General features: G+C 49.9%; 26 protein-coding genes. 8 read left to right on the forward strand and 18 right to left on the reverse strand.

The genetic code is table 11. The features are described from left to right. The first annotated feature begins 40 nt into the window (after positions 1 to 40). The gene (locus ACTRXD_RS10990) at positions 41 to 496 is read left to right on the forward strand and encodes a hypothetical protein (RefSeq protein ID WP_442431853.1); all 456 of its coding nucleotides are present in this window, start codon (positions 41 to 43) and stop codon (positions 494 to 496) included. Here ACTRXD_RS10990 and ACTRXD_RS10995 read toward each other — a convergent pair. The 3 genes from ACTRXD_RS10995 to ACTRXD_RS11005 all read right to left on the reverse strand — a co-directional run bounded on the left by ACTRXD_RS10995 (position 405) and on the right by ACTRXD_RS11005 (position 3524). Further along, positions 405 to 716, reverse strand: coding sequence for an HAD family hydrolase (locus ACTRXD_RS10995; RefSeq protein WP_442431854.1), 312 nt, complete (start codon positions 714 to 716; stop codon positions 405 to 407). The two genes, ACTRXD_RS10990 and ACTRXD_RS10995, sit on opposite strands and share 92 nt — an antisense overlap. Before the next feature lie 794 nt (positions 717 to 1510). Beyond that, complete coding sequence (gene gap / locus ACTRXD_RS11000) at positions 1511 to 2512, reverse strand: type I glyceraldehyde-3-phosphate dehydrogenase (protein ID WP_442431855.1); 1002 nt, start codon at positions 2510 to 2512, stop codon at positions 1511 to 1513. Positions 2513 to 3176: 664 nt separating this feature from the next. Continuing rightward, positions 3177 to 3524 (reverse strand): SnoaL-like domain-containing protein, encoded by a 348-nt coding sequence (locus ACTRXD_RS11005; protein WP_442431856.1) that lies wholly within the window; start codon positions 3522 to 3524, stop codon positions 3177 to 3179. 537 nt (positions 3525 to 4061) lie between these two features. Between ACTRXD_RS11005 and ACTRXD_RS11010 the strand changes: the two genes are divergently transcribed. From ACTRXD_RS11010 to ACTRXD_RS11025, 4 genes are all read left to right on the forward strand, one after another. Further along, complete coding sequence (locus tag ACTRXD_RS11010) at positions 4062 to 4436, forward strand: MBL fold metallo-hydrolase (protein ID WP_442431857.1); 375 nt, start codon at positions 4062 to 4064, stop codon at positions 4434 to 4436. A 75-nt stretch (positions 4437 to 4511) separates the two neighbouring features. Then, on the forward strand, positions 4512 to 5465 hold the full coding sequence (locus ACTRXD_RS11015) for a rhodanese-like domain-containing protein (protein ID WP_442431858.1): 954 nt from the start codon (positions 4512 to 4514) through the stop codon (positions 5463 to 5465). Between the two features lie 73 nt (positions 5466 to 5538). After that, the gene (locus ACTRXD_RS11020) at positions 5539 to 6327 is read left to right on the forward strand and encodes a hypothetical protein (protein WP_442431859.1); all 789 of its coding nucleotides are present in this window, start codon (positions 5539 to 5541) and stop codon (positions 6325 to 6327) included. Between the two features lie 34 nt (positions 6328 to 6361). Continuing rightward, positions 6362 to 7432, forward strand: coding sequence for a cytochrome-c peroxidase (locus ACTRXD_RS11025; protein WP_442431860.1), 1071 nt, complete (start codon positions 6362 to 6364; stop codon positions 7430 to 7432). A 1184-nt stretch (positions 7433 to 8616) separates the two neighbouring features. On the opposite strand, the gene ACTRXD_RS11030 is transcribed toward ACTRXD_RS11025, so the two are convergent. The 13 genes from ACTRXD_RS11030 to ACTRXD_RS11090 all read right to left on the reverse strand — a co-directional run bounded on the left by ACTRXD_RS11030 (position 8617) and on the right by ACTRXD_RS11090 (position 19467). Continuing rightward, positions 8617 to 9345 carry a ZIP family metal transporter gene (locus ACTRXD_RS11030; protein ID WP_442431861.1) on the reverse strand — a complete coding sequence of 243 codons (729 nt, stop codon included), beginning with the start codon at positions 9343 to 9345 and terminating at the stop codon, positions 8617 to 8619. 141 nt (positions 9346 to 9486) lie between these two features. Continuing rightward, a complete protein-coding gene (locus ACTRXD_RS11035) occupies positions 9487 to 9804 on the reverse strand; it encodes a phosphoribosylpyrophosphate synthetase (RefSeq protein ID WP_442431862.1) in 318 nt (105 codons plus the stop codon). Between the two features lie 212 nt (positions 9805 to 10016). Next, positions 10017 to 10325 (reverse strand): hypothetical protein, encoded by a 309-nt coding sequence (locus tag ACTRXD_RS11040; RefSeq protein ID WP_442431863.1) that lies wholly within the window; start codon positions 10323 to 10325, stop codon positions 10017 to 10019. Between the two features lie 591 nt (positions 10326 to 10916). Further along, entirely contained in the window at positions 10917 to 11258 is a 342-nt protein-coding gene (locus tag ACTRXD_RS11045; protein WP_442431864.1) for a cupin domain-containing protein, read from the reverse strand. A gap of 561 nt (positions 11259 to 11819) precedes the next feature. Continuing rightward, entirely contained in the window at positions 11820 to 12380 is a 561-nt protein-coding gene (locus ACTRXD_RS11050; RefSeq protein WP_442431865.1) for a hypothetical protein, read from the reverse strand. 347 nt (positions 12381 to 12727) lie between these two features. After that, entirely contained in the window at positions 12728 to 13018 is a 291-nt protein-coding gene (locus ACTRXD_RS11055) for a hypothetical protein (RefSeq protein ID WP_442431866.1), read from the reverse strand. Between the two features lie 169 nt (positions 13019 to 13187). Next, positions 13188 to 13622, reverse strand: coding sequence for a CBS domain-containing protein (locus ACTRXD_RS11060; protein WP_442431867.1), 435 nt, complete (start codon positions 13620 to 13622; stop codon positions 13188 to 13190). A 705-nt stretch (positions 13623 to 14327) separates the two neighbouring features. Then, on the reverse strand, positions 14328 to 14846 hold the full coding sequence (locus ACTRXD_RS11065) for a ferritin-like domain-containing protein (protein ID WP_442431868.1): 519 nt from the start codon (positions 14844 to 14846) through the stop codon (positions 14328 to 14330). Next, positions 14843 to 15718 carry a 2-oxoacid:ferredoxin oxidoreductase subunit beta gene (locus ACTRXD_RS11070; protein ID WP_442431869.1) on the reverse strand — a complete coding sequence of 292 codons (876 nt, stop codon included), beginning with the start codon at positions 15716 to 15718 and terminating at the stop codon, positions 14843 to 14845. The genes ACTRXD_RS11065 and ACTRXD_RS11070 overlap by 4 nt, the downstream gene beginning before the upstream one ends. Positions 15719 to 15733: 15 nt before the next feature. Then, positions 15734 to 17536, reverse strand: coding sequence for a 2-oxoacid:acceptor oxidoreductase subunit alpha (locus ACTRXD_RS11075; RefSeq protein WP_442431870.1), 1803 nt, complete (start codon positions 17534 to 17536; stop codon positions 15734 to 15736). A 26-nt stretch (positions 17537 to 17562) separates the two neighbouring features. After that, complete coding sequence (locus ACTRXD_RS11080; RefSeq protein ID WP_442431871.1) at positions 17563 to 17892, reverse strand: cupin domain-containing protein; 330 nt, start codon at positions 17890 to 17892, stop codon at positions 17563 to 17565. A 263-nt stretch (positions 17893 to 18155) separates the two neighbouring features. Then, on the reverse strand, positions 18156 to 19094 hold the full coding sequence (locus ACTRXD_RS11085) for a PepSY domain-containing protein (RefSeq protein ID WP_442431872.1): 939 nt from the start codon (positions 19092 to 19094) through the stop codon (positions 18156 to 18158). Positions 19095 to 19251: 157 nt separating this feature from the next. Then, a complete protein-coding gene (locus tag ACTRXD_RS11090) occupies positions 19252 to 19467 on the reverse strand; it encodes a DUF2934 domain-containing protein (protein WP_442432015.1) in 216 nt (71 codons plus the stop codon). On the opposite strand from ACTRXD_RS11090, the gene ACTRXD_RS11095 reads away from it, so the two are divergent. The 3 genes from ACTRXD_RS11095 (at position 19412) to ACTRXD_RS11105 (ending at position 21902) form a co-directional block, all read left to right on the forward strand. Next, positions 19412 to 19702, forward strand: a complete 291-nt coding sequence (locus tag ACTRXD_RS11095) for a hypothetical protein (RefSeq protein ID WP_442431873.1) — start codon at positions 19412 to 19414, stop codon at positions 19700 to 19702. The genes ACTRXD_RS11090 and ACTRXD_RS11095 overlap by 56 nt on opposite strands. A 187-nt stretch (positions 19703 to 19889) precedes the next feature. Further along, positions 19890 to 20387: a ferritin-like domain-containing protein gene (locus ACTRXD_RS11100; RefSeq protein WP_442431874.1), complete on the forward strand. Its 498-nt coding sequence runs from the start codon at positions 19890 to 19892 to the stop codon at positions 20385 to 20387. Between the two features lie 336 nt (positions 20388 to 20723). Beyond that, entirely contained in the window at positions 20724 to 21902 is a 1179-nt protein-coding gene (locus ACTRXD_RS11105; RefSeq protein WP_442431875.1) for a hypothetical protein, read from the forward strand. Between the two features lie 551 nt (positions 21903 to 22453). On the opposite strand, the gene ACTRXD_RS11110 is transcribed toward ACTRXD_RS11105, so the two are convergent. Beyond that, positions 22454 to 23578, reverse strand: coding sequence for an ABC transporter permease (locus tag ACTRXD_RS11110; protein ID WP_442431876.1), 1125 nt, complete (start codon positions 23576 to 23578; stop codon positions 22454 to 22456). 2 nt (positions 23579 to 23580) lie between these two features. After that, positions 23581 to 26343 carry a ribosome-associated ATPase/putative transporter RbbA gene (gene rbbA, locus ACTRXD_RS11115; RefSeq protein ID WP_442431877.1) on the reverse strand — a complete coding sequence of 921 codons (2763 nt, stop codon included), beginning with the start codon at positions 26341 to 26343 and terminating at the stop codon, positions 23581 to 23583. Positions 26344 to 26352: the final 9 nt, after the last annotated feature.

The raw sequence follows: 26352 nt of genomic DNA on the forward strand, positions 1-26352 counted from the left end.
GCCATTTGCGGATTACCATTGGGGGATACCTCCCGTCGTGATGGTGAATCTCCTCGGAGATCTATGGCGAAACGGACCGCCCAAGTGGGATCGCCTTCTGGCTCATCCGCAGGTCCGGCTTCACCTTTATGGAAAAACACACGCCGCGCCAGGACGCAAAATGGGGTATTTTCTTCTGATAGCGGACAATCCAGATCAATCCTACCAACAAGTCGGGATTAAACTGTTTTTCCATCAGGTTCCATTCATCGGGTGGATAAATGTGGGAAGGTGGAATCAGGGGTTCATGGTGAATCATGCGTCACGACCTCAAAAATGTTTGGTAAAACAGTCCATTGAGGTCCTGGCAGATACACTTGACTCTGACATACGGAATTCCTTCTTTTCATGGCAAGTCACCGCATTCACCGAACGAACTCGCCCAGGTCGGCGACCACGAGATGGGCCCCATGTTGGTTCAGTTCTTCCTCATTGCCCTTCCGGGCCACGCCGATAACAAGTCCAAAGCCCCCTTTGGCTCCGGCTTGCACACCGGAGATGGCATCTTCGACCACAACCGCACGCGCTGGCTGGACGTCAAGCATTTCCGCCGCGTTCAAAAAGGAATCCGGAGCGGGCTTCCCCGCCAAATGTTGATGGACAATGGTATTCCCGTCGACTTCCACATCAAAGAGATTTCCGATGCCCGCAGCCCAGGTCAAAAAGCACCGCGTCATACTTGTCCCCGGTTACGGGATTGTCGCGAAGTCCTCGGTTCATCGTTTATTCCTGTCACATGTCCCTGGCCTTCACTTGAGATAAAACAAGGAACATGCTCGTCTCCATCCCTTCATGCCCATGAGAGCGACCCTTGGGAACGGTTGTGGCAATCAAGCTTTCCTTTGTTCTGCGCATGGGTTCATGATCGAACATTCCGGTCATGCCGAATTAACAAAAGTGTTGGTGATATCTGCGAATTCCAATCTCCCTATATCCCAATATCGCATCAACACACAACCTTACTCCATCATCCCTCCTAGTTTTAAGCAAAGATCCATCTTGAATCTTTCCGCCTTATGTTTTTTCCGTCATTCCCGTCGGTAAAAGCAAGAATCTATTTTCATCTGTTCTTATAGGGGAATGGCCGAAGATGGATGCCCGATAAAAAATGTCAGGCATGACAGGCAGGAGAATCAGCGTTGTACAGGACTCTACTCACGGCGTCATTCCCACAGATAGGAAGAGGGAATCCATCTTGGGTCTGTTGAAAAAAGCCGCCAGCGGCGTTCTCGCCATTTTTCTGTGCTCACGTACTACGCGTACGCTCCGCGCGTAAAAACGGCTGCGGCCTTGCTGGACGGACTTTTTTGAACCGACCAGGAGCCTTTGATGAGTAATCTAATCCTGGGCAAATTTTCCCTTGAACATCCTTATTATTCAACACTCCCATCTTACTCCTGGTCTTAATCCCTCGGCTTTGCTCGTTCTCTATCGGAGATTAGCGCTTGCCAACAAACATTCCACGAGCCGATCAGAGTGGGAGCCGCACGAAAATATCGAGCAGCCTCCGAGCATACCCGAATTCATTGTCGTACCAGACGAGAACCTTGACGACGCGTCCTTGCACGACACGTGTCGAAAGCGCATCCACGATGCCGGAATGGGGGTCCCCAAGAATGTCCGCCGAGACTAATTCCTCTTCGCTATAGCCTAAGATGCCGTTCAATGGCCCATCGGCTGCCGCCTTGAATGCCTCATTCACTTTTCCGACACTGCATTCTTGGCGAAGATGGGCAACAATGTCAGTGATGGCTCCATCCAGGACCGGGGCACGAATGGCAATAGCGTCCATCCGTCCTTCCAATTCCGGTAGCACTTGCGTGGTGGCCACGGCTGCCCCTGTAGTGGTGGGGATCAGCGATACGGCGGCCGCTCGGCCTCGTCGTTGCTTTTTGGCCGGGCCATCAACCAACGCTTGGGAAACTGTATAGGCGTGCACCGTAGTGACCATGGCGTGCTCAATTCCAAAATTGTCGTGAAGCACTTTCAGGGGAGGCGCCAGAGAATTCGTGGTGCAAGAGGCCAACGAAATGACCTGGTGCTTTACCGGATCGAACTGGTGGTCGTTGACCCCTGGGACAATGGTGACATCAGCTGTCGGAGAAGGGGCACTAATGATGACCCGCTTCGCGCCGGCGTCCAAATGCTTGGCCCCAAGATCACGTTTGGTAAACAACCCCGTACATTCAAGCACGACATCCACGCCCAATTCCTGCCATGGCAAACGGGCTGGATCCTTTTCCGCGTAGATTGGAAACCGAGATCCTTTCATGAGAATCTCATTTCCCTTCACGGTCACAGGATATGGCGTGCGCCCATGCACGGAATCAAACCGGAGGAGATAGGCCAAATTCTCCGGTGAGACCAAATCATTGACTGCGACGATCTCCACATCCTTTGATGTATTTTCACAATATTGTCGTAATACTAATCGTCCGATACGTCCGAGTCCGTTGATGGCCACCTTTTTCATCACATTCACTCCTTCAAGATAGGTCTATCGGTTTTCGATCATCTTGCTCTCGAAAAAACTTTGACTTTGGCGCTTATGACACATTGAAACCGACCTGGAAAAGAATGCTCTCACAGCCAAACATCTCATTCGCCAGGCTTCGCCACCAGGGTCGTACGTAGCAACATAGTTTTAAAATTATGCCCACAGACCTCGGTGTAGCTGAATAGCGCAATAAGAATAATTTGGCCGGTGCCTTTCAACAATTCTCGGAAATTCGTTGGTTATTTCAAGGTCCGACAATTTCTTGTTTCTTGTTCCCATGTAGGTCTTTCTTGTCTTTCAGACTATCCCGTTTAAAGCGCAGAGAAAAGGAATTAACATCTTTTAGTTAGGTGGGAAAGTATAGCCTTTGTGGCCAACCGCCCTCCGCTCCTCTCAGCCTTCCCCCTATTCTCCTTTTCCCAATGAGGATGACCAAGCCCCTTTACCAGACTAACCGATAAGCACCCTGCTCCTGGTTCGGCCCCCTTGAATGAACATTTCCATTTTCATCCATGCGTTCATTCAGTCTGGTGATTGGCAACAGCCCCATACCGGGAAGGTAGTGTTGGCTCACCATCCGGGCCACGCATGTACAGAACGACTAGCTCTCTTTATCCATAACATTCAACATGAATGTGGATTAACCATGATAAAAATCTTCACGAATAATTTTTCCATCATTCCACGTTTGAACGGCCACCTGCTGCATCTTTATCCGGTTTCCTCCCTTAAAAGTCAGGTCAAAGGTCCATTCAACGGCAGCATGATCCCCCTCAACGATCGTCCGTCCGACTTGGGCCCCATGAAATTCCTGAACATTCCCAACAAACTTTTCTTCATATTCCCGATTGGCCGTTTTCCCAACCCGTTCGTCCTTTCGATTTTCACTCATCACCACGTTGTCAGCGTAGTACTTGTCAAATGTCTCCAAAAGCTTTCCAGCCAAAATACCATCGATCACAGCGTGAACCTGGCTTTTAATATTCATAAAATGTTCCTCCTCTGAATGACTACACCTCTCCTTAGGTAAAGACAAAAGACTGAACCCTCCGGGTCATCGCCATTCCCCTATGAAGACTTGGGAGCAAAGCAGATGCCAAACCTTAAGATCATTGTTTTGTACGCTTTCAATACAACCAAAATTGAGTGTGACCATCAGGGGGAAAAAAGTTTCAACCCACTCCCTTTCGGGATTAGGGCGGCCCTCCGTAAGCCCAACACGAGTATCAATCCATTCGTTTACTAAAACTGGAAATGATGCGTTTCCCCTCACTATCAAAAAACTGAGATGGGTATTTTTTCCACACTCTTTGTATGCACTTCCAGGCAAGACACCACATGAGAATCCCTTTAAATAGCAAGAATGCTCGGTACAGATCTTTTCGGGGTGGGACGACTCAATTACTTGGCACCTATGTTGCTCTCTAAATTTACAATCGTTGTTATTTTAATTCTTATTGGTTCATCCACAACTTTTTCCCATACGTACACTGCCAGTCAAAAACAATTCAATTGGGAGGATCCCATGATTTTCAAACAATACTATTTAGGATGTTTAGCGCATGCCTCATATCTCATCGGTGATAAAATAACGCGTACCGCGGTCGTCATTGATCCGCAACGGGACATCGATCAGTATGTGAAAGATGCGGAAGGCCAAAAGGTAGACATCCGCTACGTCTTTCTTACGCACTTTCATGCTGATTTTGTGGCAGGACATCTTGAGCTCCGTGATCGCGTGGGAGCGAAGATCTGCCTCGGTGCCAAAGCCAAAGCTGACTTCCCATTTCAGGCCTTCAAGGATGGGGATCTACTGGAATTCGGCGGAATCCGACTCAAAGTACTCGAAACTCCTGGCCATACCCCTGAGGGTATTTCTCTTGTCGTTTTTGACCTATAAAAAAGTTCGACCATCCCCCATGCCGTCTTAACAGGCGATACTCTGTTTATCGGAGATGTCGGGCGACCGGACTTGATGGCATCTGTCGGCATCACCGCCAATGAATTGGCCGGGATGCTTTATGATTCTCTCCACGACAAAATTCTGTCCCTTCCCGATACGACGCTGGTATATCCGGCACATGGAGCCGGATCGATGTGTGGGAAAAATTTGAGTACGGACACATTCTCCACGATGGAGACACAACGAAAGTACAACTATGCCTTGCAGCCGATGAAGAAAGACGAATTCATTCAACTCGTGACGGCGAACCAACCTGAAGCCCCACAGTATTTCGGATATGACGCGATGCTTAATCGAAAAGAACGGCCCACACTTGACCAGGTCCTGGAAGAAGAACTGAAACCCTTATCCCTTGAGGACGTGCTCGAATTACGAGACTCCGGGGCTCAAATCGTCGATGTTCGCGATCCCGCGGATTTCGCCGGAGGACATCTCGTGGGGAGTGTGAACATTGGGTTGGGTGGCAAGTTTGCGACCTGGGCGGGCATCATCTTTTCGCCGCAAAAGTGTATTGTCATTATTGCGGAGCCGGGTCGCGAACCAGAAGCCGCAACACGATTAGGTCGAATTGGCTTTGATCAAGTCTCGGGGTATTTGCAAGGGGGAATGGAAGCCTTGTCGAATCGCCCTGATCTCGTAGGACGCACGGCTCGGATTACGGCTCAGACATTGGCAGAAGAATTACAAACCGTCGAACCCCCACTTGTACTAGATGTCCGGAAGGAACAGGAGTGGAAGGACAAGCAAATTGGTCATAGTGTAAATATTCCAGTCAGTAATCTCGAGGAACGAATCGACGAGGTGACTCGGGACCGGCAAATTGTAGTTCACTGTGCCTCAGGGTATCGCTCGTCGATGGCCGCGAGTCTTTTGGAAAAGCATGGCATCACAAACGTGATGGACCTTGTTGGTGGGATCGATGCATGGGAAAAGGTACGACCCGCCCCTGCTGCTCAAACCGGATAATGGTCAACCAATGAACTAAAGACGTGTGTCCTGGATTTTGCACTTTCCGTTTTTAAGGAATGAGGGAATTCGAATGGGATCATCCAAGAACATTCATGGTAGCGTCACGCTAGTGATGTTTGTTGGCCTATTTCTTTTTATTAGTAATGCCCACGCCACGGAGACGACGATTGTTGTTCGAGCCCTGGCCAAGGATGCCATGTTCATTGGCACATCCATGGGCGGCGCGAAAATCATCATTCGTGAGGTCGAGAGTGGCGCCATCTTGGCAGAAGGCACAACCAAGGGTGGAACCGGTAATCCTGCGACTGTTATGAAAGAACCTCGGAAACGAGGTACTTCCCTTTCAGATGCTTCCACAGCAAAATTTGAAGCAAGCCTTGACCTCGCGGAACCCACTCTCGTTAGTGTTGAAGCCTTAGCTCCGTATAGTCAGAGGCAGGCACTGATCAAAGTGAGCACCCAACTCTGGCTTCTACCTGGACGAAACCTCAATGGGGATGGCGTGATCCTGGAGATTCCAGGTTTTGCCGTGGACGTCCTTTATCCTCAATCTTCTGAGCGTTTTCGCCTTTCAGATACCCGGGTCATTTCCATTTCAGCCAATGTCGTGATGATGTGTGGTTGCCCCATTACACCAGGAGGTATGTGGGATGCCAACCGTTATGAAATACAGGGAATCGTGAAACACAATGGCATCCCAATAGGACGCGTCTTTTTGGCGTATGCCAATAAACCGAATACTTTTACGGGAAATTTAGAAATCGGGAAATCTGGTGTGTATGAGATTCACGTGTATGCCTATGACGCGCAGACGGGGAATACCGGTATAGATCGCGTGGTGTTTAAGGTTCAGGATTAAATCATTGCCGACCAAATGTAAAGGGAGGAAATACATGAAACCGGGCACGACATCCACCAGGATGATGGGAATTTTCGCGGTATTACTATTTCTTTTTGAAACAGGACTCGCTCAGCAAGTGTTTCCTCCAACCATGTTCAATACCAAGATCATTGAGGTCGATGGAGTGCGTGTACCTGATATTGGCCCTTTACCAACCATGGTTCCCATTCCAGCAACCAACCTCAATTACAAAGCGAAGGTCAAGTTAGGGAAACAGTTGTACTTTGACGGTCGGCTTTCAAGTAACAACGCCATATCCTGTGCGTTTTGCCACCTTCCTTCCGCTGGGTTTGCCGACCCTAAACAAGTGTCCATTGGAGTGGGAGGTAAACAAGGCGAACGAAATTCCCCCACCGTGTTTAACACAGCCTTCAACCCCGTGCAATTTTGGGATGGACGGGTGAGTTCACTCGAAGAACAAGCGTTGGGCCCGATACACAATCCTGTGGAAATGGCGGAGACGCATGACAATGTGGTCATAAAGTTACGAAAAATCCAAGGCTACCAGGATCTATTTCAAAAAGTGTTTGGCACGGGCGTCAACCTTCAAAATATTGTGGAGGCCATAGCGGCGTATGAACGAACCATCATTTCGACCAATTCTCCATTTGACAAGTATGTCCTGGGCGATTCAACGGCGATGAGTGAGGACGCAGTGAAAGGCATGGCACTTTTTAAAGGGAAAGCGCGATGCATCCTTTGTCATAACGGCCCTAACTTTACGAATAACCGGTTTTACAATCTTGGCGTGCCACAAGTTGGGCCCCAGAAGAAGGACCTGGGGCGGTACAATGTGACGCATTTAGAAAAAGACAAACGGGCGTTTAAAACTCCAACCCTTCGAAGTATCACCGAAACGACACCCTACATGCATGATGGTGCATTCAAAACGCTGGAAGAAGTGATCGACTTCTTAGACAACGGCGGGGGAGACGATGCGAACAAACACTCCCTTATGAAACCTCTCGCGTTGACGAAAGCAGAAAAGGGTGAGCTTCTGGCCTTCTTACATGCGCTCAAAGGGGAAGAAATCCCCTTCGAATTTCCCTCGTTGCCGGAATAAGACAACATCCATCAGATGGTAGGCAGACATGGAAACATTTCTTTGTCTCGGGTCGGCGCGAATACTTCCAATCCACGTTTGCCAAGAGAGTATCTCATAACAATATGTAGACTTTTTTTAATCGTATTGTTCATTCTCTGAGGAAGTCGATAAGTTGACCCACGGGCTCACGCCACGCGGTCCTCCGTGCTAAGCTTGAGAGTGCATAGAGGCCGGTCAACCCTCATACACAAAATCTGGATCCGTTCTGTCATACCCGCAGTATTAGGCGAGTATCCATCCGGACTGGACAAGATGGATTCCCGCTAACGACTATGCGGGAATGACGGAAAAGGATGGAAGGGTCGAATAATATCTGAATGTCGGCGTCTTATATTAATACGAACCATTTAGTGACCTGATCAGTAATTTGAAATTTGACGAGGAGAGCAAACTCGAAAGCTATGGCTATTCGGACTGCTAACAAATCTGGAGGGCTGTTGAGATTGTTAGGATTGACAAAGACCACGAGGGTTGTGTCTTTGGGAATTTCAAAATTGGCCAATTCGAATCCAAAATCATGCTCTGGTAAAAGTAAAGTCTCTGTGTAGCGTTTTGCGATTTCCGGAAAAAGCCCTTAAGAGGGTGTGAGGAGATGAACTTGCTGCCCCAGCCGATCAAAAAGCTGGCGCAGGATCAACTCGGAACTGGCATTGAGAGCAACTAATTGTTGAGGGACCCCCATACGCTCGCTAATGAGCGGACGTAATGGTTCGGATTACGGATCTGTATAAAATTAACTGTGCCGCACAACTGCCTGGGCCGTGTCAATGGGTCCATCAAGAGGAGAGAGGGTTTTCGCAGAGGAGCAGGTGAGTCCTACAAACGTTCCTCCTTGCTTCTCAAGGTGTGCCGTCATCCTATGCTTTTTCTACCAAGATCTCATTCCGTGAGAGGGTCTGTTGAAAAAAGCCGCCAGCGGCGTTCTCGCCATTTTCCCGTGCTCACGGACTACGCGTACGCTCCGCGCGTAAAAACGGCTGCGGCCTTTCCTTCGAGGGGCCTCAGGACAGGACTGGACGGACCCTTCGGGAAGACTCAGGGCATGCTTTTTTGAACCGACCCGGAGCCTTTGATGAGTTATCTAATCCTGGGCAATTTTGCCCTTGAACATCCTTATTATTCAACACTCCGTGAGAGGAAAACTAGCCCTTACTCAAAACAATGCCCACGGCAACAAGAATCCCTCCTAGCAGCGCAACCAGGCTATATTTTTGTGGTTCGTGTTCAGCATGCGGGAGCAGGTGAGTGGCTCCGACATAGACCAAAGCGCCAGCCGAAACCGATAACAAAGCCCCGAGTATAGGCTTTTCGATTTGGCTAATCATGGGAAAGGAAATAAGGGTTCCCAAGGGTGTCGTCAGGGCTGCAGCCAAAAAGGCCAGGATCGTGGATCGTTTCTGTGAATATCCCCCGCGAATGAGGAGTACATAGGTCACGATCCCCTCTGGGAACTCATGAAGAACCATCCCAATGGCCGTTACAACACCAGTAAAAATACTGACACTAAAAGTAATGGAATAAACGACCCCATCAATGAGAGAGTGAAAGCCGATTCCTAACAAGGGGACGAGGCCTATTGCCGAATCAGGGTTTTTATCGCACACAAAAACCGTGATGAATCGGTTGAAAAAATGCAAGGCCAAAAAGCCACCAAGAAGGTACCATGGCGCATGAATATTCATCTCGAATGATTTGGGGATGATATGTAAGAACGAGACGGAGATCAGGACCCCAGCGGCAAAACACGAGAAATAGGTGGTATTCTTCCGACCCCATGCCTCAAAATGCCGGATGACATAGATGCCAATCGTCGTGACGAGACCAGCGAGTATGCTGGCACCCAGCGCTGTAGAAAAGTGAGTACCCATCATGTCACGTTATTGTCTAACAATTCCTTTCATCCTTATATCCCTTAGCCTTAAGAGATCAGCTCAGCACTGCAGTCCTCACCTACCAACCGTTCTTTGATTCATTGATTATTGTGGGTAAGGCTATCTTCTCTAACAGCTAGGTCATTGTTCTTCGCACATTTTGACCTTTTCCATAAAGACTTCAAGCTCGGGATTGGAATAGACACCATAGGCATCAGCAATGGCTCCACGTATTCCATCGCTGGTTTCAATCGCATAGACAATAGACTCATCATCTGGATCGCTGACTCCTTCAAAGCGATGATGCTCCAAAATAGAAAGCTCCTCGGCTCTGAAGGTTCTCCCGCTGTCAACGGCGCAAAAGGTATTATTCAGAAACTCGAAATTCGTCGTGAAACCTCGCGCCTTAAGTCCCTTAAGGGCTTCGGTCATTGATGTGTATTCATGGCTTTGCATCATTGAAATTGAACTTCTTTTACTCTTCTAGTTGTGTAGTTGGGTTGTGGCAATGTTCTTTTAAATCGAAAATAATTCCATTCCGGCTGGCCGATTTCCAACGTCACCCTTTTAAGAAGAAATGGATCATTCTGGATACTCCTAGCAACAATATCCATTTCAATTGCCCCTTGGAGGAATTTCATATCATTGGAAAATGATACACTTCCTAATTATTACTTTGCTAATCCAAATTGTGTCCGTAGCGCCTTAAGGGCTTCTCTCGCCTCAGAATACGCCTGTTTTTCCGGTGAAGAATTTTCCTCCCCTAACCCTGCAAGGCTTTTACAGCTCTGTTTTAATTGCTGAAGTGGCCCATGAGGATGACGACTATCGCTCTCTTTGGTGTCCAATTCTTCTAAGTCTTGGATCAAGACACGAATAGTGACATAGTTACGAACTCGCTCAGTTCTTTCACAATGGGGCAGATTTGCCATTCCACCCGCCAATCTTTCAATTTCATCCAGCACAGTGCATACGTTCATTCTGATTCCCTTCAACAAATTGAAAATGCGCCCAATAGTTCAAAGACCTTTCCATATCGTTCAAAATATTTCGAGGGGAATACGAGTGGATAAATCAATGTGTTCCCAAAACTGATGCCAGGCATAGAACCCAGTTGGAGAAAAGTTAAAAATAGGCTTCTACCTTCGATTATTATTGTATTTTCCCAATACCGATTCCTGGTTTTTATTCTTCTCGCGGGAGATATCCAGGAAAATTTCTTACGTTATTTGTTTCCACGCATTTTCTACCCAAACGTATTTCCGCATTTGAGCATCGTTCTCCAGAGATTGAGGCAAAACGAATCGACAAGCTGTTTGCTTGTAGATCTGGTCTGTTTTTCGCCCCATCAACAGGGCTAGGCTCAAAGAAGGGGATATACCTTGAAGAAAGACCGGTACGATTATCTGACCTTCAAGGCCTCGGTAAATACGAGGCCTGGTTGACCTTTGCCTTAGGGTCAAAACGTTGGTCTTCAAGAGTTTCCAAGAATCCCTTCAGCGCTACCTCCTCCTGATCATCGAGTTGAACCATCCCTCTATCCCTCTCAATCAATCTCTTGAGCGGGTCAATCAATTTTTGGGCTCTGATTCTACCGGGTCATAAATCATCATGATGGTCACGCCATTTTTGGTGGAAATTTTGGCAACTTCCGCGTTTGTGGGAAAAAGGCGATAAGAGCCGGGCTCAAAGGTTTTTCCTTGAGTCTCATATTGCCCCTCGATCACAAAATGTTGGACCACTCCTAGATGGTTATGTGGGAGGATCTGGCCGCCTGCCGGCAATCGGACCACGATGGTTTTGGCCCCACGATTGGATTCTTCACGAAGAACTTTGACTTCTCCCGTGCCCGGGAATTCATGCAGTTCGCGCCAACCGGTGTATAAAGTGTGATGGACAATTTCTTCGGCCATGATGGCTTTCCTTTCCCAGGTTTGATTCATCAATCTCACGGTCACGGAAAAAAACTTCCTGACTTGAGGGCTTGATATTTCTGAACTAAGCGAACCCTCAACTTCGGAATCGAACGTGAGACTTTGAGTGAAAGATAATGAGACCCCCGCCACAGCAAACGTGTAGCCCGAACCCTTCTCAGTGATGTCTTCTGCGGAGATAAGGACATCAGAATTGGCGCCCGAGCCAAGGCCGCGGGCGCCGGAAAATCCCTCACTGCGGGCGCCAGGAACCTAGAAACGAACCTCGATTCAAGGGACTATTTTTTTCTGACTCAGTTCTTGACATCAAAGCCATCTGCCAATTGCCAGGGTCGTGGTGAAGGCCCTAACCCATAAACAAAGTCCATGCTTTGTGAATTCCAGAATTCGGATCCGGTTCAGCCATCTTAAACAGTCCTTGCTTGACCCCCTGCACCATGCCCCCCTGACAGGTTATTTTCTCTGATTGCCTACATACCAAACTCCAGGAAGCATCTCTTAGGCAAAGATGTCGCCCACTTTCAGAGTGAGTCCACTTCGTTACGAGGATCCCATCTTGCTATATTTTTCCATTTCAACAACCCGGATAGCATAAGCCAAGGCTCCCAGAATAGGAGATTCAGTATTCCGATTGCCCCGGGCGGCCTCAAGCAATGCTCCAAATATCCGTATTTGCCGTTCCGAAATACCTCGGCGATGCCCGGTTTTCAAGGCTTCCTTGCCATGCTTTAAAGCCTCCTCGATATAGATAAGGGAGCTATGGATCGCATCGCAGGCATTAATAGGTCGGCAGCCCTTTAAGGCCTCATGGGCCTCTTTCAAATAATTGATGGCCCCATGCCCATCTCCGGGATTCTCCACCTTCTCGTCAAAGTCCGGACCTCCCTTGCCTGTTAAAACATTCATGGCCCTCTGGACATTTTCTCGATGCCACCCTGATCCCGGTTGATTTGGGGAAAGCGCCAGTTCCCCGTATTTCATGGCAACGTCTAATTGGCCATTCGCCTTAAACAGAATACTCAAGGCATCTTCCTGAGTCTCTTCGGCACTATAGGCAGGAGTTGGACCAATATTCGGAAGAAACAGTAGGCTCCCCAACATAAAAATCGAAAGCCTTATTATGAGGATTTTGTAAGGCATTCTTTTTCTCGCCAAGTCTCTTTTTTCCATGTTCGATCTCCTCTTTTTTGTAGGTTAAAAATTAGGAATAATTGAAAAAATGGTACACTTCACTCCCCTTTCTATCCAGACGTTCATCATTCGCCCTAGGCATACACGATATCCACGTCACTTTCCCATTCTCATCCCACCAGGAGCCGTCCCGGCACGAGCTAACGACATTGGTTTTGAGGTCATATCCTCATCAAGATTCAGCCTTGTTGACCATTCCCCTTCCCTTGTATGACTTTCCTCTCCCCTCCCCTTCTTCCATCAGCTCATTTTTTTCATCAATGCCGTGGTAGCCGATGTGTACGAGCACTCGGCGGTAGTGGTCCTTTCTCCAACTTCTGAGAGGAAACCCCACCCAGATGTACGTTGACCTTTTGGCCTTTCGCATCGACACAGTGAAATTGATCGAAGGTCACATGAAGCGAGAACCTCCCCGAATGATCACGTCCCACCGAAATGAGATGCCAACCCTCAATTACCGTTCCATCAGGCCCCAGAAGTTCCCAATCACAGGGATCCGAAGCCTCAAAGACTCTAACGGTGACATACCCCCTCGATTCAGAATTCATGTTCCACCTTTTATAGCCTTACGAGGACCGGAGCATCCTACTTTCCACTCTCTATGTGAAGAACTTTCATCTACGCACATGGATGAGATTTCTTCCTCCATGAATATGTTCGTCTTGTCGATGTCTTTCACTCTCCCCATATTTAAGCGCTCACTCTGAGATCATGTATCTAATCATTCCCATCTTCTATCCCCAACCCTAATCCAATCCAAGCCCTCAAAAGATCATGCCTGGTCACGGTATACATTACCTCCCCCTTTCGCTCTACCGGCAAACTCAACAATCGTTGTTCTTCCATGAGATGCACGGCATCCTTGATCGACGTCGTATCGGCAATCGCAATGTGATCCTTTTTCATCACGTCTTCGACCGTCACTTTGTTCAGGTCTTTTCCCGCTTCCAAAGCACGGAGGACATCAAATTCACTGATAAAGCCGATAAATTGGTTTTTTTCGTCGACGACCGGTCCCCCCGGGGTATGATGGGAGAGTAATTCGATCGCGGCGGCCAGAGCATTTAATTTCCTACCAAATTTCAAATCATTGGTTGGAACAATTTGCCCAACGGTTTTAAATCCTGAAGCGGGAACTCCTTGAATAGCCATATGACCTCCTTGAAATTAGGTGCCAAAGCAAATAGTCCTTTGGCGGAATGATTTCTCAAAATATTTCTTTTTTCTTCCACATGTACCCGACCGGTTTCCGAAATGGCTATTACATCTTTCAGTTAAAGCAAAACTGGCACCAACTGATTGGCTGATCTTTCAACCCGTTACTTTTCGCTTTTTAAAACGCCACGAGAAACCCAATTCCCACCTTAGATAGAATTATTCAGCTTAATTATCGAGCTTTGTTTGTGGTGATCTGGGACAAACCACTGAAGACGAAGTGGGGAAAAATTCGCCAACCTTCTGTTCATCCCATACCAATTTAAAGCGAGAGCCTCATCAGGCGGAGCCCTTGTCACGCGTAACGGCGGCTATAATCCCGTTGAAAAGAAACGCCACTCAGGAGTCTTTTGAAGGTTTAAGGACTTTACCTTTTGATGAGTCGAAGAGTGCCCGAGAGAAAAGGCCACTGCTGCTTGGACGAAGGGAGTGCAGGCGGAATACGTGAGCACAGACAGGGAACGACCTGCCTGTGCGCTTGGGCGTAGAACCTACTCCACCAACCTGGCCGTTTCGGCCACGAAGGTTGGAAGGGCTTCTGCGCGTGGACGCCAAAACGCTCTGGCAAAGTCAGGGAACGCCGCCGGCCTGTCCGCCGTAGGCCCGGCGCAGGCGCAGCAAGATTTACCAACACTTCCTCAATTAATCTTGAGGTGCCGGCTCATCATCATCCTCTTCCCAATTGTTCGGGAAAGTGGGTAAATGGTGAAGTGCGAGTTTAATTTCCCTCATATGCGCCTGTTCTTCCCTCCATAGGGAGTGAGCTAATTCCCGAGCCTTGGGATCGGTGAGGGTTGTCTTTAGATGATTGTAAAAGACGCTAGCCCGTAGCTCAGCACGCAGGGCTGCCTCGAGGACATGAGTTGGGGTCATTTTGTAGTGAGCAGTTTCGTAAGCAAGCGCTTCGATGGAATCAAAAAACCGGAGTGGTTGGAACGGTTCTCGGGGAGGCAAGGTGGGCGTACGCTGCAGTTGCAATTGTGCTAAGTGTTCTAACTCCTGGGCTTGCATTCGGCGAAAGAATTCGGCTGCTTCAGGGTTATGATGAAGTTGCATCTGGTCCGCAAATTCACCATAACGATCGCTGGCCTCTGCTTCAGCCTGAATAGCTAAATCCAGAAGATCAAGATCCGTCAGGCCTGATAAATCCTGTGACTTCATCCCTTTTTCACTTGGAGTGGCTGAACCCATGTAGCCAGAATAGCCCCTAATCCTGTGCCGGATCCTTCCCAAGCCTTAGCCTTCTGTACCTGGTCGTGCCACTGGTCCTCATAGGTGGGTCGATTCTCCTCAAAGAAAATTCCCAGAGAATGCCCTTCCTGAGATGCCGCTAATCGCATGGCCTCAAATCGGTCCTGACTGCCTACCTCAGATTCCATCCAAGAGACTTGGCCTCTCAATGTTGAGCGGTCCTCTGGGCGAAAGGTGACACAAGGAGACAGCACATCAATGACCGAAAACCCTCGATGCTGAATTCCCCGAATGATGAGCGCAGCCAGTCGCTTGGTATCCCAACTCAAGCCTCGCGCGGCAAAGGTGGCCCCTGCCCCAAGACCCAGAACCAAAGGATGAATGGGCTGCTCAATAGCTCCGAATGGGGTCGTGGCGCTTATTGCTCCTAGAGGAGTTGTGGGGGACATCTGACCTTTGGTCATCCCATACACGCGGTTGTCCATAATCACGCAGGTCAGATCGAGATTCCTTCTTGCGGCATGAATGAAATGGTTCCCCCCAATCCCATAGGCGTCTCCATCCCCCATCGTGACAACCACCTGTACGTCAGGACGAGAAAGCTTGAGTCCCGTGGCTATTGGGATCGCTCTTCCATGAATTCCGTTTAGTCCGTAACAATGAAGATATCCCGGCAGTCGACTGGAACAGCCAATCCCCGAGATAACGGCCAAACGTTCTGAAGGAAGCTCAAGGGTGGAAAAGGCCGCACATAAGGCGTTCAGCACGCCAAAATCCCCACAGCCTGGGCACCAGATCGGCTTGAGGTTAGCCATATACTCTTTAGCCTGCAGACGAGGCATGTGATTCCTTCCTCCCTACAATTCTGGCTTTGCCCTAAAAACAGAGAGTAATTCTTCTGTCCGAAACGGCACACCTCCGGCACGGGCGATGGGTATCACCTTGTTAGGCAGCCGATAGAAGGCATGAAGGTAATGATAAAACTGTTTCATGGAACTGAGTTCCACAACATAGAGCACCTTCATGCTGGCAAGGCATTCGTTCATTAAGTCAACTTGAGGAGGAAACAGGAGGTGTAAGATGACCCCCCGCACTGATTGGCCTGCGGACTGCGCTATGTTCACCGCTTCGCGCACAACCCCTCCCGTTGAACCCCACGCGATGAACGCAGCAGTCGCATCAGGGGCCCCGCACGATTCTATCCAACCTTTTTGGGTCTTCAATGGGTCAAGCTTTTTCAACCGTCGAATCGATTGAGATCGATGGTTCTGAAAAGACGCATCCGGTCGGCCTTGGACATCATGTTCCGATCCGGTGACAGAAAATTCACCTCCCGGCATTCCAGGAATGGTCATAGGAGCGATGGCTCCATTGAATGACTCAAAACGATAAAAGGGCGATGATTCAAGATTGCCTTTGAGCTGCCGTGAACACACTGGAAGTTGTTCAAGCGGGATTGGCTCAATAATTTCAGACCGGGCTCCCAAGAATTGATCGCTCAGGAGAATGACCGGAACTTGGAATTCCTCTGCGATGTTAAAGGCTTTGACCGTCATCGTCAGGCAGTCTAGAACGGAATCGGGAGCCAGCACTACGCGTGGATTATCCCCATGACTCGATGCTAAGGCTGCCCACAGGTCTGCTTGTTCCGTCGTTGTGGCAATTCCTGTAGAGGGTCCTGTCCGCTGAACATTTATTACGACGAGTGGAATTTCAGTCATGAGGGCCAGGCCTAACCCCTCAGCCATCAACGAGAAGCCTGGTCCGGAAGTGGCCGTCATAGCTTTTTTCCCCCCGAAGGACGCTCCAATCGCCATAGTAATCGCAGCCAATTCGTCCTCGGCCTGGACCATAATTTTTTCCTGCTGTGGAAAATATCGACTCAGTTCCTCCATGATGTCTGTCGCTGGGGTAATGGGATACCCGGCAAAAAAATCGCAACCCGCGACCAGACTCCCAAGGACAATGGCCTGATTACCGGTGAGCTGCCAACGCGAGACGGGATCCGTGGGTTTGACCAGCGGCCATCTCATGTGATGCTGATCGTTCCAAGCCCACCCTACCTCAAACGCTTTTTGATTTGCGTCAACGACCATCGTCCCCTTTTCCCGGAACCGCTCTTCCAACGTCAGATGACAGGCTGTGCTGTCCAATTCCAAAAGGGAAGCCAGAAGACCAAAAAGAAAGATATTGGGGTTCCCCCCTTCAATAGCTTGGATGTGGGCCTTCCAGGGGACTGCCACGCAATGTTTCACATTTGCTAATCCTGTCATCACGGGTTTTTCTGATTGCTCACAAAAAACCCATCCCTCAGGGTTCACGAGAAGGAACTCTTGAAACCGCGAGGCATTTCTCCAATCCAATCCAGCCAGGATGTCAACTCTATCAGGCTGCTTTTCGAATGGAGAGATTCCGAGTCGAAGCACACACAGACTTTCCCCCCCCCGAATTTGAGGGCCATACTGTTTCGTCATCAGCCCATAAAGTCCGCAACGAGTTGCGGTGCCTAAGAGCAAATTCCCAAGCATCATGACTCCAGCCCCACCGCTACCAACAATGCCAATCCCTATTTCATCCGTGGCTGTTTGCATGCAAGTTACCGAAATTCCAGTCTGAAAATGAGGCACTCCCCCACACACCAGTTTGTCAGGATATCTCATGCCCGCATTTCTGATACTGCCTTTCTTTACTTGGAAACCGGGTCATAGATCATGAGGATAGTCACGCCGGCTTTGGTTGAAATAGGAGAGACATCGCAATGCTCGGGCATCATTCGATAACTGCCCGGCTCCCATAACTGCCCGTCCGCCTCGTACTGTCCCTCAAGGACGAAATGCTGAACGATCCCTCGATGGCTATGAGGTGTAATCCGACCGCCGGCAGGAATCCGAACCAGCATGGTCTTGGCCCCAAGTGAAGAATCTTCCCGAACGACCTTGACGTCTGCGGGCCCTGGAAACTCTTGCAGTTTTTCCCACTTCATTGTAGCGGTGTGGTGGAATTTTTCTTTGCTCATTGGTCTCTCCTCCTTTTATTCCTACAGAAGTATTGAAATTGGATGATTATCGCTTCTTTCCTAGAAAAACCTCGCACAACGCGTTCGTTTCAGATGTCCTGATTCAAGCGTTAGAAACGTCCGTTTATTCCTCTGGGAAATCTCCTCACCCCTTACGATTCACGCCTCCTGAATGTGGATTTCCGATTACACCTGTCGGGAATAACGAGAAAGCTATCATTTTCACCACCCAACATGCTCACCATTCTTCACGCACTCTATCCTTAAGACCCTTCGTCGTGCTTTTCATGTTCTTCATGTTCGTCATGTTCAGCATGCCCACCCTTCGAGCAACATCCTTTGCCTTCCTCTTTGTGTCCACTCATTTTGTCCTTCCCTTTTCGTTTCCGTTTATGTTTCTGCTTTTCATCGCTGTGCTTTTCTTCACTAGCTATCACCTCTCCACTTTCACTATTCACTTTAACTTCCATGACCTTGGCTTCTTGAGTCACAACCTCGACCTCCCAATACGGCTGCGTTTCTTCCATCTCAAATTCCACTTCAATGGCTGTTCCCGCCACGTGTTCAGTGGCAATTTTGACGGCTTGCTCCATCGTGATGGCCGCAGTACCGGCTTGGGTAGCTTTTTTCATGATGTCGGCGTGCGGCATTCCATGATGGCCTTCACCACCGGAACCATGGCCTTCTTCTCCATCATGCCCTTTTTTTTGTCCATGTCCATGCTTTCCCTTCTGTCCATCCATCCCCTCGGAATCTTGATGGTCACCATGACCGCCTGGAAAACTCGCCTCGTATTGCATCACCATCCAGATTTCTTCATCGGAGAGCAGACCGCCAAAGGGAATCATGGCTGTTCCCAGTGACCCGTATTTGATAATCCAAAAAATTTCACCTTCGGTCCGGTGCTTCCAGAACCCACGTGAACGAAAGACTCTGGGCGGAGGATTCAGATTAGCCGCTCCGGGCCCATCTCCACGCCCATTGATTCCATGACAATTTACACAGGTTCCTTTCCCCTCATAAATGGTTTTTCCTTTTTCCAGAATATCCGGAGAATCAGGGAGTGGATTCTTGAGAGCCCGAGCTTCCTCCAGCTTGTCCGCCGGCACTCGTGTTTTCTTCATCTGCTGCCCGGCACCGAAAACGAGACTACCAGTCAGCGAGAAAAACATCATAAATAATGCCAAATGCTTGAGCCGCATGATGCCCTCCTTTGATTTTTTCCTTTAGCCTTCACAGCCTTTAACACTTCCACTTCCGACTCCACCGTTCAATCGGGGATCTCTCTTGGCATTTGGAGTTAAGGATCTGAATACAAACGCAGGCATGAGAACTTCGGTTCTTAATGTCCAAAGGTTCTCATGAAGTAGCCAATCTCTGGCGTTCGGCTTCAAACCAGTCGGCTTGATCTTCCCTATGGCAGCCTCCTCGCTGCTTGTAAAGTTCATGCGCTCGCAGGGCAATCCGAGCATTGAGATCCTCTGTCGAAAATGATTCCGCATGGTCGGAGGAGTCAGCGATGAGAATGTTATCTGAATTGCCCGACCGTGCGGAGTTAGCCAGCAGGTTACATATCGATCAGGTCTTTTGTGTTTCATTTTCCCCTATGGTTTCTTATCCAATTTTCTTCAAGTTCGGTGCCATCATGGAAAATTCCTGTCATTGGGAGCTTTTGGCGCCAGATACCATTTTTGATCTCCAGACCGATGCGGCATTTAGCGACAAATCTTCCAGCAAAAAAGTGGCAAATATCTACAATTCTAGTCCTGGCACAACAATAGAGAGCGTGAATAGGATCGGCCCAATATAAAATGGCGATTCAGTCCATTCCCAGTTGTTCTCGCCGTTCATCATAAATTCAGGAATACGCATATCGAGCAAGGAATATCGTTGGCATGGTTTAAGCACTCAGGCAGTGAGGAGAAAACTACCGGAAAGGGCTCCTGTGCGCCGTGTGCGCGTCGTCCCGACCCGGACGAAGAGTGAAAGCGTTTGCCATGATTGACGACAACACCAAAGCGATGATCATAGAAGCGCTGATCGATGAATACAAAGCACGGGCGTCCTATCGCCTCGTGCTCAACACATTCGGTGAAATACGGCCGTTCCGCAATATTGTGGAAGCGGAGGAAACCCATGCGCAGGCGCTTGAACTTCTGTGCGCGCACTTTGGAATTCCGTTGCCCAAAGATGACTGGGAAGGGAAGCTTGAGCCTCCCTCGTCTGTATTCGAAGCCTGTCAAGCCAGCGTTCAAGGCGAACGCGACAATATCGCGATGTATGAACGATTTCTCAGACAGACGAAGGTGCCCGAAGTTCGGGCATTATTTCAACGCCTGCAGGCTGCTTCCCGCCAGCACCATCTCCCAGCATTTGAGCGCTGTGTCGCTCGAGGCGGTCAAACCGGAAGTGGTCCCATGCCTTTTGGCCGATTACGAGCCGGTTGGCCCGGTCGACATCGAAGACCCGATAACAGAGAACCGAGGGTTTCATAAAAGCCATCATAGAAAATTGTAGTGATGGCGATGTTTCAGAATGGAGTCGAAACAGAAAGAACACCGGTCATCATGCCGGCCGTTGGATTCAGATATTCAGCTAAGGCTTTTGTCATCCCCGCTGACCACGATCCGGCATGAAGAGGGACCGTGTACGGACTTCCAATGACTGAGATGGGGAATGACGAAAAAGACAGATGCCGGTGTACACGACAAGGAAATCAGGACGTCTTTTATTATTTTTACTTTTAATGAGAGCAAGACATGCCATGGCGTCATTGTTGATGCCATCGTCGTTTCGACTGAAACAAACATATTACCGGCAAAAAACATCAGGTGAATCGCAAAACTCGCTTCTTCATGACCGCCATCTTCCCTTTGGTGTTCTCAGGATGCCTTTCTCCTATCACGATGCACCGTGCGGTTATTGCCTATGATCATGCCGTCATTCAAGCCCACGCTGAACAACTGCTCTTGAATATTGTCCGCGCTCATGCGCATCGTCCCGTTCATTTTACGGCTGTCTCGAATGTGGCAGCGACCTTTAACTTCCAAGTGAATGCCGGGGCAACCCCTCCGCTTGGAGGGCTGGACGGTGGGTTCCTCCTCTCTCCTATCTTTGGAGGGAGCATTTCAGAAAATCCGACCATTACCATCGTCCCGATAGAGGGGCAAGAATTTACGAAGCGACTGTTGACACCCATGAATGAAACCACGCTGATCTCACTCGTGCGACAAGGAACGGGAATCGACATGCTCCTTCGTCTCATGGCCGGAGAACTTCGAAGCGTCGATGGGGAACAGGAAATAAGTTTCTTAAATCTCCCAAGCCGGAAGGGGTTGTATGAAGAATTTCGGAGGCGAGTCCTTCACCTGGCGTCACTCCAGCAGTCGAATCAGTTGTTCATCGAACCTTTAACCTTTGATCAAACGTGGATTGTTCATTTCAGCCCTAAAGAAGCATTGGAAGCCGTGGAAAAAGGCTACCATATCACGTATGACCCGGACCAAGACGTGTACCTGCTAAGACGACATATCACTGGGCGAGTCGTGATTACCAATTATGATCCGGAGGTTCTTCTTAATACAGAGCGTGTCAAGCTTGAAGAGGAAGCGCATACCGGACTGGCGAACGATCTGCTTGTGGACATTCGTCCAGGTTTTCCGGGCGGGGAGTATCCTTTACATGGAAAGTTTCGACTCCGAAGCTTTCATTCTATTTTGAATTTTCTAGCGAGAGGAATTGCGGAGGAACCAGAGTATGATGTGCAGAAAGATCCGCGGACCAGACAGATTCCCTTGAACCCTGCGCACACGCTTCACATACACCAGACGCAGACCTCACCCAAAGCTGCGGCGCTAGAGGTGAACTATAACGGCACTCACTATTTCATCCAAGACGACTCAACCCATAGTTGGAATCAGGAGTCCTTTCGCCTGCTCTATCAGCTGTTTCAAATGACCGTCACAGAGGTTTCAGGAGTACACGTCCCCAGAATTACAATTGCGAAGTAAGGCTGAACAGAAAGAACAGCCCACCCGCCACTCAACGCATCCAAAGGAATCTCACCGCATTTCAACTGCACCGACGCGTGGAGATGAAATGGCACAATACGAGGAGTGTAGTGGTTCGCGGGACGTAAGCCGGAGCGTCTCTGCTATAGCCATATGCCTTAAGGAAGTGTTGAATATAACCAATTTCCAAGGGCATATTGCCTCACAGGCACGTTGCATATTAGAGGTCTCGGGGCGGTTCAAAAAAGCATGCCCTGAGTCTTCCCGAAGGGTTCGTCCAGTCCTGCCCTGAGTCATGCCGAAGGCAAGGCCGCAGTCATTTTTGCGCGCAGAGCGTACTTCCAGTACGTGAGCACGGAAAAATGGCGAGAACGCCGCTGGCGGCTTTTTTCAACAGCCCCCTTAAACATGGCTCCACGTCCATCGAAGTTCCCCAGGGCTAAATCCGTCAATCCCTCAAATCCGGAGGCAGTTTAGAAAAGTAGGAAAATGCGGTGACATTATTATGGTGAGGTTTCATGATAGATCTGTTCCTTGGATTGCTTGGGTTCTTACGTACTCCTCGCAATTGACCGGCGGAACAGTCCGAGGCTGAACAGAAAGAAAACCAGGCCTAACACCGTGACCGCGACAAATTCAGGCCACACGATGTCAAAACCTGCCCCGCGATAAATGATCGCCTGCGCGAAGCTGACAAAGTGGCGGGACGGAAGGAAAAACGTGACGGTCTGCAACCAATCGGGCTGGCTTTCCACAGGAGTGTTCCCACCGGAGAGCATCTGCAAGGGCAAGATGACGAGAACAATGAGCAGTGCGAACTGAGCCATGGATCGTGCAACCGTTCCCAGAAATATTCCCAGCGCAGTGGCAAAAAAAAGATACACACTCATGCCACCAAGAAAGAGCCATTTTGAACCGGCAATGGGCACCGAGAGAAGTCCCTCAATCACCAATTGCAGGGAAAGTGCGGCGGCGACCAGGATGATAAGGCTGTTCGCCCAGACCTTGGCCATGGCGATGTCGAAGGACGTCAAGGGCATCACGAGTAAATGCTCAAGAGTGCCGTGTTCCCGTTCGCGGATCAGTGCCGCACCGGTGAGTACAATGGTTAACATCGTGATCTGGTCGATGAGGCCGACGAGGCTGTTATACCACGGGTGATTTCGGTTGGGATTAAATGCCGCCCGGGTAACCAGTTCGACGGATCCGGTTTGCTCCGCACTCATGCCTTGTCCAAAACGCTCAATTTCATCTGAGATAAGATTGTTGATGTAATTCGCTCCAATGCTGGCCTGCATCACTGCAGTGGCATCGATATTCACCTGAATCTCAGGGTAACGGCCCGCAATCACATCGGCCTCGAAACGCGGCGGAATGTTCAGCACGAACATGAATCGTCCCTGATCCATACCCGAATCGATTTCATCAGCTGAAATCAGCTGAAGCTCCTGGAAATACGGCAGATAAAAGGCATTGGCAATCTGTCGGGAAAGAGTTGAACGGTCTTCGTCAACCAACGCCACCGACGCATGATGCACTTCGGCTGATGTGCCGGTCGCCCGTGAATAGACGCTAAACGTAAAGGCAAAGAACAGAAGGACGATAACTACGCTGTCGCGTTGTAAACTACGCAATTCCTTTGTCCCAAGCCAGAAGATGTTCAGAAGCCGTTTCATGCTCAGAGATCCTGTTTCTTCAAGGCCATGGCACTTAAGAGGGTAAAGACAGGGATGAACGTGGCCAGAGCCACAAGATCCGACCACAAATCACGAATCGCCAATCCCTTCGTAAACGCCCCGACACTGAGATGCATATAATAGGTGGCAGGCCAAAGAATTCCGATAGCCTTGGCGCTGCCATCCAACGTCGATACCGGCTGAAACATGCCCGAGAATTGAATGGTTGGCAATGTGGCCACAATCATCGTCGCGAAAACGGCAGCCACCTGACTCGACGTAAACGCCGACATCAGCAGTCCCAGGCCGGTCGCCGCCGTGACATACAACAAGGCGCCAAAGGTCAGCGTCAACGTGCTTCCCTTCAGTGGCACCTGGAAGACCACGGTCGCCAGGAAGGTTAAAAGCCCGAAGTTGAGCATCGCAATCGCCACATAGGGAAATTGCTTGCCAACCAGAAACTCCAGGCGGGTCGTTGGCGTAACATAAAAATTTGTGATCGAGCCAAGTTCCTTCTCCCGCACGACACTTACGGCCATGAGGATGGCAGGAATCATAAAAAGCAAGATGGCTGGGACGCTGGGAACCATCGCATACACGCTTTCGAAGGTGGGATTGTACCGGTAACGGGTCACAATGTTTGCCTGAAGCAATGAGGACGCATTTCCGGGGTTTCGGCGGATGAGATCCTCGAGATACTTCGAATGAACCCCTTCCACATAGCCTTGAATCGTCTCCCCTCGAAAGGGCATCGCTCCATCGATCCAAACTGAGATTTCCGGTCTGCTCCCTCGCGTCAAGTCCCGACCGAAATGAGGAGGAATCTCAATCGAAAGGGAGATATCGTTCGATTTCAATCGCTCCTGGATTTCCGGTTCAGAGTGGAGCGGTGGCTGCTCAACGAAGTACCGTGGAATGCCGGCAAAACTCTGCAGATAGGTTCGGCTTGCCGGTGTCCGGTCAAGATCCAAAACCGCATAGCGGAGGTGTTCGACATCGGTCGTGATTCCGAAGCCAAAAATCAGCATGAGGATCACCGATCCGACAAACGCAAAAGCCAGTCGGATCGGATCTCTGAACACCTCTAATATTTCTCGATAGCTGTAGGCCACAAGACGGCTCAGATTGAGCAGGGACGGTTCGGCATGAACGTCAGCCCCGGGAATTGGGGAAGTCGGTTGCTCCAAAGATTGGATTGCCGTCACCTCTGCAGGTTCCCCTGCGGGTGGGCCTACTGCCTCCTCAATATAGCTGATGAAGGCCTCCTCCAGATTGGAGGCACCCCGAGCCGCTTGTAGGGCAGTCGGAGTATCACACGCAAGCACCCTACCCGCATGCATCAGCGAGATACGGTCGCAACGCATGGCCTCGTTCATGAAATGGGTCGAGATGAAAATGGTGACATTCTGGTTACGTGAAATGTCGATGAGGAGCTGCCAAAATTCATCGCGAGCGACAGGGTCGACACCCGAGGTGGGTTCGTCAAGGATCAGCATCTCCGGCTGGTGAATGAGGGCAACGGCAAGTGAGAGTCGCTGGCGTACTCCAAGCGACAACTGGTCAGCCAATTGGTCAATATGCTGGGCGAGGTTGAAACGGTCGATGAGCTCGGCGATCCGGGATGTTCTCACCTCTTGGGAAAGGTGAAAGAGACGGGCATGCAGCACAAGATTTTGTTTGACGCTTAACTCACCATAGAGCGAGAACGATTGCGACATATAACCGACACGTTTTCGTGTTTCAAGGTTACCGGCATCAACCGGCTGTCCAAACAGATGTGCTTCCCCCTCTGAGGCCGGTAAAAGCCCCGTGAGCATTTTCATCGTCGTGGTTTTCCCACAACCGTTTGACCCCAGAAAGCCAAAGATCTCTCCACGCTCAATCGAGAAGCTGACATTGTTCACCGCCGTGAACTTGCCAAAGCGGCGAGTGAGGCCCTTCGCGACGATGGCCGGCTCACCACCGGCGTGCTTGCGGGGTGGAATCGTCAATGTGTGCCGACCACCACGCTTGCTTTTGGGTAAAAGCGCAACGAAGGCGTCCTCAAGACTCTCCGAGTCAGTTTTGGTTTTGAGTTCTTCGGGCGAGCCGGTCGCCAGAATGTTGCCGGCATCCATGGCGATGAGCCAGTCAAACCGCTCAGCCTCGTCCATATAGGCCGTTGACAGGAGCACACTCATCCCAGCGCGCCCCGCTCGAATGCTATCGATAAGGGTCCAGAACTGCCGGCGGGAGAGGGGATCCACGCCGGTTGTCGGCTCATCGAGAATAAGAAGATCGGGGTCGTGGATGAGCGCGCAACAGAGACCCAGCTTTTGCTTCATTCCCCCTGAGAGCTTCCCGGCCGGCCGATCGGGAAACGGGTCAAGCCCTGTCGCCTTTAAGAGCGTACCGATACGCGCGTGACGTTCGCCCGCCGATAGTCCAAACAGTCGACCGAAAAAGTCCAAATTCTCAAAGACGCTCAGCTCCGCATAGAGATTTTTTCCGAGCCCTTGCGGCATGTAGGCAATACGCGGACAGGTGGCGTTGCGATGCCGTGCCTCGGCCATGTCCCCCCCGAGCACCTGGATCGTTCCCACCTGGATCTTGCGCGCTCCGGCAATAAGGCCCAGCAGAGTTGATTTCCCGACTCCGTCGGGGCCGAGGAGTCCAACCATACGGCCGGACGGAACATCCACCGATATGTCATGAAGCGCACAAGTCTTCCTATAGAGATGAGAGACTCCCACAATCCTGGCCACCGTTCCCGTCATTGTTGACATGGCAGAGCC

Origin of the sequence: Nitrospira sp. T9 (assembly GCF_052156535.1) — a bacterium.
In the GTDB taxonomy this organism is placed as follows: Bacteria; Nitrospirota; Nitrospiria; order Nitrospirales; family UBA8639; genus Nitrospira_E.